This window comes from Streptomyces sp. MMG1533 (assembly GCF_001279775.1).
Classification (GTDB): domain Bacteria; phylum Actinomycetota; class Actinomycetes; order Streptomycetales; family Streptomycetaceae; genus Streptomyces.
In genome coordinates this window covers 18620-29873 of the sequence record NZ_LGDG01000261.1, presented here as the reverse complement: position 1 = coordinate 29873, position 11254 = coordinate 18620, and the positions used below count along the sequence as shown (strand labels likewise).

General features: G+C 66.7%; 10 protein-coding genes and 1 pseudogene (1 of these 11 only partly in view). 4 read left to right on the top strand and 7 right to left on the bottom strand.

Annotated features, from left to right (window positions below):
• From ispH to ADK57_RS39225, 4 genes and pseudogenes are all read right to left on the bottom strand, one after another.
• Positions 1-447: pseudogene (ispH, locus tag ADK57_RS39235) on the bottom strand (4-hydroxy-3-methylbut-2-enyl diphosphate reductase); it reaches 356 nt to the left of the window's first position.
• A 54-nt stretch (positions 448-501) separates the two neighbouring features.
• Entirely contained in the window at positions 502-1692 is a 1191-nt protein-coding gene (locus tag ADK57_RS50265) for an MAB_1171c family putative transporter (protein ID WP_159050224.1), read from the bottom strand.
• The gene (locus ADK57_RS39230) at positions 1682-2215 is read right to left on the bottom strand and encodes a hypothetical protein (RefSeq protein WP_053754491.1); all 534 of its coding nucleotides are present in this window, start codon (positions 2213-2215) and stop codon (positions 1682-1684) included. The genes ADK57_RS50265 and ADK57_RS39230 overlap by 11 nt, the downstream gene beginning before the upstream one ends.
• A gap of 82 nt (positions 2216-2297) precedes the next feature.
• A complete protein-coding gene (locus ADK57_RS39225) occupies positions 2298-2771 on the bottom strand; it encodes a hypothetical protein (protein WP_053754490.1) in 474 nt (157 codons plus the stop codon).
• Between the two features lie 530 nt (positions 2772-3301).
• Here ADK57_RS39225 and ADK57_RS39220 point away from each other — a divergent pair.
• The 4 genes from ADK57_RS39220 (at position 3302) to ADK57_RS39205 (ending at position 7641) form a co-directional block, all read left to right on the top strand.
• Positions 3302-4264, top strand: a complete 963-nt coding sequence (locus tag ADK57_RS39220) for an AMP-binding protein (protein ID WP_234390549.1) — start codon at positions 3302-3304, stop codon at positions 4262-4264.
• Positions 4265-4295: 31 nt separating this feature from the next.
• Entirely contained in the window at positions 4296-5687 is a 1392-nt protein-coding gene (locus ADK57_RS39215) for a phenylacetate--CoA ligase family protein (RefSeq protein WP_053754489.1), read from the top strand.
• Positions 5688-5723: 36 nt separating this feature from the next.
• Positions 5724-6710, top strand: coding sequence for a TauD/TfdA family dioxygenase (locus tag ADK57_RS39210; protein ID WP_053754488.1), 987 nt, complete (start codon positions 5724-5726; stop codon positions 6708-6710).
• A 160-nt stretch (positions 6711-6870) separates the two neighbouring features.
• Positions 6871-7641, top strand: coding sequence for a LuxR C-terminal-related transcriptional regulator (locus ADK57_RS39205; RefSeq protein WP_159050223.1), 771 nt, complete (start codon positions 6871-6873; stop codon positions 7639-7641).
• Between the two features lie 73 nt (positions 7642-7714).
• Here the strand turns inward: ADK57_RS39205 and ADK57_RS39200 are convergent, their stop codons facing one another.
• Genes ADK57_RS39200 through ADK57_RS39190 form a run of 3 tightly spaced genes read right to left on the bottom strand, consistent with a single transcriptional unit; the run spans position 7715 to position 11244 of the window.
• Positions 7715-8785: a methyltransferase gene (locus ADK57_RS39200; protein WP_053754486.1), complete on the bottom strand. Its 1071-nt coding sequence runs from the start codon at positions 8783-8785 to the stop codon at positions 7715-7717.
• A 48-nt stretch (positions 8786-8833) separates the two neighbouring features.
• Positions 8834-10006 (bottom strand): acyltransferase family protein, encoded by a 1173-nt coding sequence (locus ADK57_RS39195; RefSeq protein WP_053754485.1) that lies wholly within the window; start codon positions 10004-10006, stop codon positions 8834-8836.
• Positions 10007-10050: 44 nt separating this feature from the next.
• Entirely contained in the window at positions 10051-11244 is a 1194-nt protein-coding gene (locus ADK57_RS39190; RefSeq protein WP_053754484.1) for a cytochrome P450, read from the bottom strand.
• Between the last annotated feature and the right edge of the window lie 10 nt (positions 11245-11254).

Here is an 11254-nt window from a genome sequence, read left to right as displayed (position 1 = left end):
GGGGCCGTCGACGAGCTGGATGTGGTCGGGGGCCTCGCCGGAGGTGCCGATGACCTCCTCGTGGCCCTCGTGCCCGATCAGGAGGATGTCGTAGTCCTCCTCGGCGAAGCGGACGGCTTCCTTGTGGACCTTGGTGACCAGCGGGCAGGTCGCGTCGATGGCCTTGAGCCGGCCGCGCGCGGCCTCCTCGTGCACGACGGGGGCGACGCCGTGCGCGGAGAACATCACGATGTTGCCCGGCGGCACCTCCTCCGTGCGTTCGACGAAGACAGCACCCTTCTTCTCCAGGGTCTGCACGACGTACTTGTTGTGCACGATCTCGTGCCGGACGTAGACCGGAGCGCCGTACTTCTCCAGGGCCTTCTCGACGGCATGAATGGCGCGAACCACTCCTGCGCAAAAGCCTCGCGGTGCCGCGAGCAGCACCTTCTTCCCTTCTGCTTTCATCGTGCCTCCAGATGAGGATGTCAGTGAGAAAGCAACCTTCGGGACAGAGCCCCGTCAGTCGTGTGGGCCCCCAGCACCGGATGTCCGAATCCGGACCCCCGGGTTTGTATGAGCAGGGAATTTTGCATACGCATGCGCGACTTCGAGAAGGAACCGCTTCTCTTCGTCGAGATCACAGCTGCCCAATGTTCCGAGGCGGAAGGAGTTGCGCAGTAATGGCTTCCTGTTCACTTTGGCCTGACATGCGTCTCTGATGAGGTTCGCCAGAGCCGATGCCTGCTGTTCGACCGTTGGCGAGTCACGATCCACCGGGGAGCCGGTCCGGAGTTCGGATGGGTCGCAGTAACCGGCGTAGTCCCCCAGGACGAGCATCGCGTCACGAATTTCGATCACCCTGCGGTAGACGAGCAGACTTCGCGGGACGGCAGGCCGGATCAGTTCCTCCAGTCTCCCTTGGGGTGTGGACAGAGCCACGTTGGGGACCGCTTTCACCAGTTCGTGCCACAGCGGCCAAAGCCGCCAGGCGACGACGCAGTCCTGCCCCGTCCTGAGGAGCGACGCGAATGACGGTACGAGAAGGGCGGCAGCTCTCAGCAGTCCGTGAAGACTCATCAGGAGCGGGGAAAACGCCGATCCCCAACGGTTGTCGAGTACGACCTCGGTCAGGAGCACAAGCCAGAACAGTCCGGCAAAAGCTGTTCCGGCTCCGAAGACCAGGAGGCTGGCAGAGAGGGTTCTCCCGGCCTGTCTGGCGTAGCGCCAGCACACAAAGGTGCACACGGAATCCGCGAGCAAGTGGGCAGTGATGAGAGCCAACCAGTAGAGGATGCCGGGGCTCGATCGTCCGTGTGCCAGGAGGACGTGCTGCCCATGGGGTGGGGTCATCCCGTCGAGTGCTACGAGCAGACCCGGGTAAACGACGGCCGCCGCCACCGCCATGATCCGTAACCGATGTCGCCCGGTAGTGGAAGCCACAAAATAGAGAACTGCACCGGCCGACACCACGCCGATGCAGTTCCTCGTCAGGGACACCGCGTGCCCGGACGCACCGTCTCGGACCACGAAGTTCACGACGGCAGGTAAGTCGAGTGTCATCGCCGCGGCCGCCGACACAACAGCCAACCAGAGTCCGCGCTGCTGTCTGGAGTTGACCACCGACGGGCCGCGGATCAGTGCGGCCAGCCAAAGACCCGTCACGGCAGGTATCGCCAGTGCACTTCCGAAACGTGCCAGTTCAGTCGACATCCGGGAGCCCTAAGCCGAAAGCCGTTCCAAGCTTTACCAGAGCTTCCGAGGACTTTCGGGTACGCAGTCGGCGCGCCTGGACGCCTATGAGGCTGGCCAACATCTCGGCTTCCCGCTCCTGCCACGTCGTGTAGTCGGTCCGCCCGAAGAACCGGCGAATGCTCCGCGGACGCAAGTCCGGCAGCAGGGCTTCCACGCTCCCCATACCCTCATGGCGGGCATCTTCATCGTGTATGCGATGCTCAAGAAGCATATGCCCGACCTCATGCAGGATGATGTGCTCTTGGTGCAGGCGGGAAGTCTGCGCCTCGTAGAAGATGTAGTCCTCGCCTGCGGTGGCGATCCAAACGCCACAAATTCCGGCAAACGCCGACCTGGTCGGTCCGGGACGTAGATGGAGCGGTCTGTTCCGCTGTTGTGCCAGTTGACTACAGAAGGCTTCCACAGTGAACGGACGCGGCAAATCGATTCCGCGTAGCGCTTTCATGCAGTCTTCCCGCAGCGAAGCATCCTCCTGCTCCATGTCCCCTTCTTCGTCTCGTGGTCGAGAGGTAAAGCGCACACCAAGCAACACCCGCCCTGGAGGCTAAGGCATCTCCCTTTCCTCAACCTGTGCGATCGTCTGAATCCGGCCGTTGGACTTCCGGCAGGTTCTGCACCTTTCGCACCTCGTCGACTATGGCCAGGATCGCATCGAGACTCACCGAGGACAGTCCTGCCGATCGGAGCGCCAGGTCACGTACCTTGACGTCGCTCAATGCGGCCGCCATGGAGAGCTGCTCACTCACTCGCTCAGCGACTTCGTCGTCCAGGAAATACCCCGGCGGGACGCCGAAGAACTCGGCCAGCACGTCCAACTGCTCCAACGTCACATTGCGCTTCTTGCCGGTCGAAAGTTCCCACAGGTAGGTTGCCGAGATACTCCCTCCTGTCGCCTCCCGGATTTCCGCCGCAAGACGGGCGAAGCCGGGACGCGTCCGTTCGTCCGGATACAGAGCCTGGATCAGCCTGTTGAGACGCTGATCGAACTTCTTCAGGATGGGGCGACCGTCCTGCTGACCCTGTTCGCCGTCTCCCATAACCCCTCAACCAACTTGTGGCCTGGCGTCACCGTTCGCAAGAGGTACCTCGCGCCACACCCACACGATCAGATCCCGACGACACATGCGTACAGAACGTCCCCGCTGGTTGGCAAGAGCCCCCGGAAGCGATGAAGACCAATCCGGCCAACCTTCGCTACAGCGGTTGCCACAGCACATCATCATCCGCTCTGCTGGTTGTTCGACACACAACGTGCATCGTGAACCTCCGTCACAGCCACGCAGGTTCGGCCTGCCCCGGGTGCAACCGCCCCACGACGCTCTGGTCCCCCCACCACGTGCCGAGTGCTGCGCCCCAGGCCGAAGCGTCGGCGGAAACGCAAGACGCGAGAGGAGCAGAGAAGGTGGCCTCACCCCTTCCGGCCAGGCGCAGCGGGAACACCCCCGACAGCCCTCTGGACGTAGCTTGGAACGATCCTCCAAACGCTTCTGAACTCATACGGGAAGCGATGGAGTGGCACTTCGGCCCTGACACAGGGAGTCCGTTCTGGCTGTCACGGGCCCAGACTTTGGACTTCGATCCCCGCAAAGACGTCTCGACCGTCGATGACCTGCGACTTTTCCCGAACATCGTGGACGAGCTGCGCGACGTGCAGGTCACCGATCTCATCCCTCGCGGCTACCCCCCGGAGGCCGGGCAACCCGTCATCGGCGAGAGCGGGGGCACGACCGGGCCTCCCAAGCGTGTGATCTGGATGCCGGAGACCCAGCAACGGGCCACCGACTGGCACGCCGCCGGCCTGGCGGAACACGGGCCGATCCGCGCGGGCGGCTGGCTCTGCATGGGACCCACCGATCCACACATGGCAGGCACGCTGATCAGGGACACCGCATCCCGTTTCGGCACGGTCTGCTTCCTGCTCGACCTCGATCCCCGCTGGGTGAAACGTTGCATCGCCCGCGGCGCCTTGGAAGAGGTCGACCTCTACGTGGAGCACGTCGTGGATCAGGCGGAATGGATCCTGCGCAGCCAGGAGATCGCGGTGCTGTACAGCACCCCGCCCCTGCTGGAGGCACTGTGCCGCCGCGACGGACTCGTCGACCTGATCAATGAGCGGACCCAGATCATCGGGTGGGGCGGCACGAAGATGGACACCGCCACCCGCAATCGCTTCCAGAACGAGATCTTCCCGGGAGCCAAGTTGGTGGGCGGCTACGCCAGCACGATGATCATCGGTGGCATGGTCGAACGCGCGGATGCGGCAGCCGACGCACCCGCCGTCTTCGATCCGCCGGCCCCCTTCACCATCTTCTCCGTCGTCGACTCGGAGACCGGGAAGGCCGTTCCCTACGGGGAGCGCGGCCAGGTGCTCCAACACCACATCAGCAGGGGCATGTTCCTGCCGAACAATCTGGAACGCGACACGGCCGTCCGGGTCCCGCACCGCACCAGCGAGGTGAGCGACGCCATCGCGGACGTCCACCCTGTCGAGGAGTTCTCGGGCAAGCCTGTCGTCGAAGGCGTCTACTGACCCCTCTCACCAGCACAACGGAGGACGGATCATGCGTCAGACCATTCGTCTGCTCCGTGACTTACGGGCAGCGAAGAAGGAGGGACCGTCGGCGCTGGAGCGCCGGCGGTCCCGCAGACTGGCCGCCGCGGTAGCCCATGCCCGAGCGCATTCGCCGTACTATCGCGAGCTCTACCGCGGTCTGCCCTGGCACGTCGACGACATCACGACGCTGCCGGTCACCGACAAGAAACGGCTCATGGCCCGGTTCGACGACTGGGTCACCGACCCCGAGGTGACCCACGATCGAGTGCGCGCGTTCATCGACGACCCTTCCCTCGTCGGTACGGACTTCCTGGGCAAGTACCGCGTGGGAACCACCTCAGGCAGCAGCGGCGTGCGCGGCATCTTCGTGTACGACAAGGCCGTCTCCGCGGTCACCCGGGCCCTCGCCCTCCGCGCGTTCGGCACCTGGCTCCCTCCCACCGAGGCCGCCGCGGTCGCCCTGCGAGGAGGCCGAGTCGCCTGGGTCCTGGCCACCGGCGGGCACTTCGGCTCGTCGACCGTGCTGCCCCGTTCTGTGGCCCGCAGCGTGGGCGAAGGGGGCCTGCTGCGCGTCCTCTCGGTCTTCACACCGATGCCGGAACTCGTGGAGCAGCTCAACCGGTTCCGCCCCAATGTGCTGATCGGTTACGCCGGCCAGCTCGCGCTCCTGGCCCGGGAACAGGAAGCCGGACGTCTGCGGATCCGGCCGCGCCTTGTCGTCCTGGCCGCCGAGGGTCTGACGGACAGCGGCTACCAGCGAATCCGGCAGGTCTTCCAGGCCCGGATCGGCAACGGCTACGGCGCCTGCGAATTCATGTCCACCGCCATCGGCTGCCCTGAGGACTGGCTGCACGTCAATTCCGACTGGGGGTTCCTGGAACCCGTCGACGCCGACTACCGCCCCGTGCCGCCCGGCAAGCGCTCACACACCGTCCTGGTCACCAATCTCGCCAACCGTGTCCAGCCCGTCCTGCGCTACGACCTGGGCGACTCGGTCGTCACCCGGCCGGACCCATGCCCGTGCGGCAACCCTTTTCCCGCCATCCGCGCCCAGGGCCGAGCGAGCGAGGCGCTCACCTTCCAGGGCGGCAACGGTGAGGCCGTCGAGGTCGCGCCCATCGCCCTGGCCGGTGTGGTGGATCGCGCACCAGGTCTGGAACTCGCCCAGGTGGTGCAGACCGGGCCCGCAGCCCTCAGCGTGCGGGTCCGGGCCGCCCAGCAGGCGGATCCCGAGAAGGTGTGGCAGGCCATTCGCGAGGAGATCCACCGGTTCATGGGCTCCTACGACCTCGAACACGTCACCGTCGCACGGGCCACCGATCCGCCTGAGCAGTCCGCCGGCGGGAAGTACCGGCTGATCATCCCCTTCGACGGCACACCGGCGGCGAACCACACATGACGGCACGGCAAGAAACGCGAAAGGCAGAAAAAAACGATGCTGCCGGCAGCTCCCGACATCTACGAGCTGGATCCATCCGAAATCGAGCGCATCGAGCCCCTCTTCGCCGAGCTGCGCCGAACCGCCGACACACACGGGGACAACGCCCTCGTCCAATCGGCCCATGTGCGCAGCGGTCTGCTGCCGGAGGGGCTCCTCGCCGCCCTGTCGGACTTCCGCAGGTTCGGTAACCCGGACGGCGTCCTGACGCTACGCAACCTCCCTGTGACGACCCGGCTCCCCGCCACCCCCGCCACCCCCGAGTCGGTGGCCGACACCTGCACTCCCTCCGTGGCGGCGCTGCTCCTTGTCATGTCACGGCTGGGAGACCCCATCGCGTACGCGGAGGAGAAGCGCGGAGCGCTGATCCAGGACGTCTGCCCGGTGCCCGGCGAGGAGGACCAACAACAGAACACGGGGTCCGTCTACTTCAAGCTGCACACCGAGAACGCCTTCCTGGAGCACCGCCCGGACTTCATCGGTCTTCTCTGTCTGCGCGAGGATCACGACCGCTCGGCCGCCTCCATCACGTCCTCCATCCGCCAGGCGCTCCCGCTGTTGACGGATGAGCAGGTCGCCATCCTGCGGGAACCCCGCTTCCGCACCAGGATCGCTCCCTCCTTCTGCCGCGACGGGCGCGAACAGGTCTACCTTCCGCCCGCACCCGTACTCGACGGACCGGAGCGTTCTCCCACCCTGTGCGTGGATTTCGACGACACGGCTCCGTGCGACGACGTTGCCGAAACAGCGTTCAACGCCCTTCATGAAGCCCTGCAGAAGGTACGGCGGGAGTTCGTGCTGCGGCCCGGCGACCTCGCCATCGTCGACAACGCGACCGCTGTGCACGGACGAAGCGCCTTCACCCCCCGCTACGACGGACGAGACCGCTGGCTGCAGCGTCTCTTCGTGCTGAACTCGGTGCGGCCGGCACTCGGACGGATCGAACCAGGCAGCGTCTACCGGTGTTCGACCTCCTCCGGGTGACGGACTCGGCCGCCACAGCCGCACGCCGATCGAGCGCCCGGCGCCTTCCACTCGCGCCGGGCGCTTCTCCGTTCCATGTCTGCGGCAGTTCCGCGGTACCGCCACCCAGCCCCTCGCCGATCAGTGACCGTCATCGTGAAGAGAGTAGGAACCTGGCGCCGTGAAAGTCCTGGTAGTCGATTCAGACGCGGCCGGTCGCCGCTGGATGCGCCGCATCCTGGAGGAATCCCTGTCCTACGAACTCGCGGGAGAGACCGGCGACCCCGCCGAGGCGCTGGAGATCTCCCGCCGCCTTTCCCCGGACTTCGTCCTCCTGGCCGACGAGGTCGCCTCCGACGCACCCGCACTCGTCTCGGAGCTGGCCAGCGTCCTGGAAGCCACAGTGATCCTCATCGCGGTCGCGAGCGCGGGCCAGACGGTGTGGCTCGGAATCTCGGCCGGCGCCCGTGGATACCTGTTGAAGGACCGGATGCACGGCGAGCTGCGCACAGCGATGGACTCCGCACAGGCCGGCGGTACGTACGTCTCGCCCCCGCTCGTCCACAAGCTCGTGCAGTTCCTCAACGAACGGTTCAGCAGCTACCAGGAGGGGTTCACCACCGACGAGATCGGCGAGCGGCTCCTGCCACGGGAGTACGAGACCCTGTGCCGGCTGGCCGCGGGGCAGTCCACCGACGAGATCGCCGAGAGCATGTCCGTGGCCACCGCCACCGTGCGCGCCTACGTCTCACGTGTCCTGCGGAAGTTCGGGTTACGCAGTCGCGGAGAAGCCATAGCGCTCGCCTACCGCTCGGGGATCTGCGCCCCCGGGCAGACGATGTCCGGTCGGCACGTTCCGCCCGGCTCGCCCCGAAGCGGGACGGCGGCGGCGTACGCGGACCTGGCCCTGACGCCGGTGCCCATACTCAGCGGATCCGACCGTGACGCGTAGCTGAGCAGAGGGATGCGGTGAAGCTCCTCGACGCCACGGCACCCGCGCGAGACGAGCAGCTTCACCGCCCCGTCTAGGAGGCCGGGACCGCTTCGATCAGGAACACCCGCTCCGGGCCGGACACCGGCCGGATGCCCTGCAGGCGGAAACCGGCCGCGGCCAGGAGTGCCTCGTACTCGGACTGCGTGCGCTCCTTGCCACGCAGGCTGACCATCATGTTGAGGTCATTGAGATACGGGAACGGGTCCGCCGGAAACACCGTCACCGCTTCAGGGATCACGGGTTCGATGATGAGCACCCGCCCTTCAGCGGGCAGCACCCGGCGGCAGTTCCGCAGGATCGTCGTGGCGCGTTCGTCATCCCAGTCGTGGATGACGCTCTTGAAGACGTACAGGTCGCCGCCCTCGGGGAGAGCTTCGAGGAAGTTGCCGGCCTTCGCCTCACAGCGGTCGCCCACCCCTGCGGCCACCAGTCGGTCCTCGGTCTGCGCCACTCCTGACGGACTGTCGAACACAATCCCGCGCAGCTCCGGGGTCGCCTGGAGCAGAGTGGTGAGGAGCGTCCCATTGCCTCCGCCGACGTCGACGACGGTCCGGAAGCGAGTGAAGTCGTAGGCGGCCGAGACGGCGGTACCGACGGCCTGTGAGGCGTTCCCCATCGCCGCGTTGAACAGGCTGGACACCTCGGGGTGCTGTTTCATGTAGGCCCAGTAATCCATGCCGAACTGGCCCTCGAACACCGGCTCGCCCGTCCGGACGCTCTCGGTCAGCCCTTGCCAGGGACGCCACATCGACTCGTGCACCAGCAGCCGGGCCATGGCATCCATCGATCCGGCCGCCTTGGTCTGCAGGAGCGTTCCGGCCTCCGTCAGAGCGAAGTCGCCGTTCTCGGTCTCGTGGGTGATGCCCAGGGCGGACATGGCGCGCAGTAACCGGTGCAGGGAGGCCCGGTGCGCTCGGGTCTCCTCAGCCAGCTCGTCCGCGGACCTGGGGCCGTTCTCCAGCAGGTCGGGCAGGCCCAGCTCGAAGGCTGTGTGGGTGATCGCGGACGTGGTGTATCCCCAGACCAGACGGAAGATGACGGACACAGGGTCACTCTGTTCGGGGCGACTGGTGGCGGCCCGGGGGGCGGGGGTTTCGGACATGGGTGTCTCCTCGAAGTCGGATCAGCGGTTGTCGGGGCCGGCTGTCTTTCACTCCGGCACGTGGTGGGCGCCCGTCTGCGAGGACGGTGCGGGGCCCGGGGGCCGTTCGGTACCCGCAGCCGGCCGGTGCCGTCCGAAACGCCGCACCAGTGGTGTCTCCACACACCGGTACAGGAACAGGGAGCACGCCAGCGCAACCACGAGCAGGACAAGGACCAGGAGCGCGCCGGTCACCGGAGGGAACGTGCGCGTGGGCCCCATCACCTGGGCGGCCGTCATGACGACCAGCCAGTGGACCATGTAGAACGCGAAGGAAAGTTCACCCAGGAACACCATCGTCGGTCTGCGGAACACCGAGGGACTGCTCCGCCCGTCCGCGACCGCAGCGGCGGCGATCAGGGGTGCGGTCCACACGGACGCCAGCCCCGCGGTGCCCGCCAGATACGGCTCGTACAGGGCGATCACGTATCCGGCGACGGCCACCGCGAAGGCGGGCAGCAGCCCGATCCCTGGCCACCGGCCCGAGGCGACGATCCTGGCCAGGAGAATGCCCAGCGCGAATTCCAGTGCGCGGACCGGCGGAAGGAAGTACACGAACCACACCTGGGTGAAGGACACCGAGCCGGACAGGAAGAAGACCGTGAGCCGGGGTTGATCGGTCACCAGGAACGTCGCCGTGAGGAACGCACCCGCGATCAGCACGACCACTGCCACGACCGCCGGCCACAGCCACTCCTCACGTATGCGGCGCAGGAGCGGGAGCAGGGCCGGAAAGACCAGGTAGAAGAAGAACTCGCAGGAGAGCGACCAGCTCACCCCGTTGACGGCCGTGCTGGTCTGCATGCTGGGGAACCAAGCCTGCTGCAGAGTCAGGGCTGCCACCCAGTCGACCCCGGTGGTGGGCCGGGCCGTGCTGATCACGAGAACGGCGGCCAGACCGAATGTGACGAGATGGGTGGGGCCGATCTTCACCAGGCGCCGGCGCCAGAACGAGCGTGCGGTGTCGTACGGTCGCGCGGTCCACGTCAGGACGAACCCGCTCAGGATGAAGAAGAAGCCGACGCCGTAGGCGCCGGAGAGGGAGAACGCCCTTCTGAGCGCCGTCCCGGCTTCGCCCGGTACGAGCTGGGTGTTCCACAGGACGTGCGTGGCGAAGACCATCAGAGCGGCGACGAACCGCAGCCCTGTCAGCGACGGCAGGCGAGAGGGCTGTGGGGGCATGGATCCACGCGTACGGTCCAGATCCTGCGGACCTGCCCTGCGGGTCACCATGTGATGGGCAGAGATCGCAGTTCACGGGCGAGTCCCGCGCTCTCCCACTCCAGTCCCGTCTCGGGCACCGCCAGCCGCATCCCGGGAAAGCGGGCGACGAGCGAGCCGAGCGCGATCTGGAGTTCCGCCCGGGCCAGGGGCGCTCCCGGGCAGTGGTGCGGCCCGTGTCCGAAGGCCAGGTGCGGGTTGTGCTCCCTGCCCAGGTCGAGCCGGTCGGGATCGTCGAAGACGCGCTCATCGTGGTTGGCGGAGATCCTCGACGGCAGGACCGGTTCGCCGGCTCGCACGTGCCCGGCGCCGAGTCGCAGGTCCTCGACGGCGTACCGCGGGAAGACGGCCAGCTCGTCGGTCTTCTCGAAGCGCAGGAGTTCCTCCACCGCCGAGTTGATCAACTGCGGGTCCGCGACCAACCGCTCGAGTTCCGCGGGATGTGTCAGCAGGAGGTAGGCGCAGTGGCCGATCTGGTAGTTCACGCTGTCATGCCCGGCGGCCAGCATCAGCCGGGCCAGCGTCACCAACTCGTGCCTGCTGACCCGGCCTTCGCCGAAGCCGTCCACCAGCACTCCGATCAGGTCGTCGGAAGGCTCGCGCAGACACCGATCCACCATGGCGTCGACGTAGTCCTGCAACTTGCCCACGTGGTCATCGACCTGTTCTCTCGGCAGCGTCGTGGATGTCACCGACCTGGCCCACTCCGCGAATCGCGGCCGGTCCTCGTGCGGGACGCCGAAGAGTTCCGTGATCACGCCGCCGGTGAGCTGTGTGCCGTAGTCCCGTATCACGTCCGCCGGCGGGCCGTGGGCTTCCATCCGGTCCAGGAGATCGTTCGCGAGCTGCTGGATGAGCGGGCGCATCCGCTCCACACGACGGGCGCTGAAGACCCGGGAGGCCAGCCTGCGCAACCGGCCGTGGTCAGGCGGGTCCATACCCTGCAGGCTGTCCTCCGGCATCACCGGGAAGGCGCGGGGCTGGTCGCGGTGCGCGGCGAGGGCGCGGCTGAACCGGGCGTCGGCGTGGACACATCGGACGTCCTCGTAGCGGGTCGCCAGCCACGCCGGTTCTCCATAAGGCATCCGCACTCTGGTCAGGGAATCGCTCTGGCGCAGTGCGGCATAACGGGGGTGGACCCCTGGTTCGGCTTCCGTGGTGAACGGATAGCTCAGCAGGTCGTCCGCTTCTTCGTCCACTGGGCTCTCC

Bases quoted from the DNA above. Each gene is read 5' to 3' on its own strand.
- ADK57_RS50265 (WP_159050224.1), bottom strand. From the start codon at position 1,692: ATGTCGACTGAACTGGCACGTTTCGGAAGTGCACTGGCGATACCTGCC.
- ADK57_RS39230 (WP_053754491.1), bottom strand. From the start codon at position 2,215: ATGGAGCAGGAGGATGCTTCGCTGCGGGAAGACTGCATGAAAGCGCTA.
- ADK57_RS39225 (WP_053754490.1), bottom strand. From the start codon at position 2,771: ATGGGAGACGGCGAACAGGGTCAGCAGGACGGTCGCCCCATCCTGAAG.
- ADK57_RS39215 (WP_053754489.1), top strand. From the start codon at position 4,296: ATGCGTCAGACCATTCGTCTGCTCCGTGACTTACGGGCAGCGAAGAAG.
- ADK57_RS39210 (WP_053754488.1), top strand. From the start codon at position 5,724: ATGCTGCCGGCAGCTCCCGACATCTACGAGCTGGATCCATCCGAAATC.
- ADK57_RS39200 (WP_053754486.1), bottom strand. From the start codon at position 8,785: ATGTCCGAAACCCCCGCCCCCCGGGCCGCCACCAGTCGCCCCGAACAG.
- ADK57_RS39195 (WP_053754485.1), bottom strand. From the start codon at position 10,006: ATGCCCCCACAGCCCTCTCGCCTGCCGTCGCTGACAGGGCTGCGGTTC.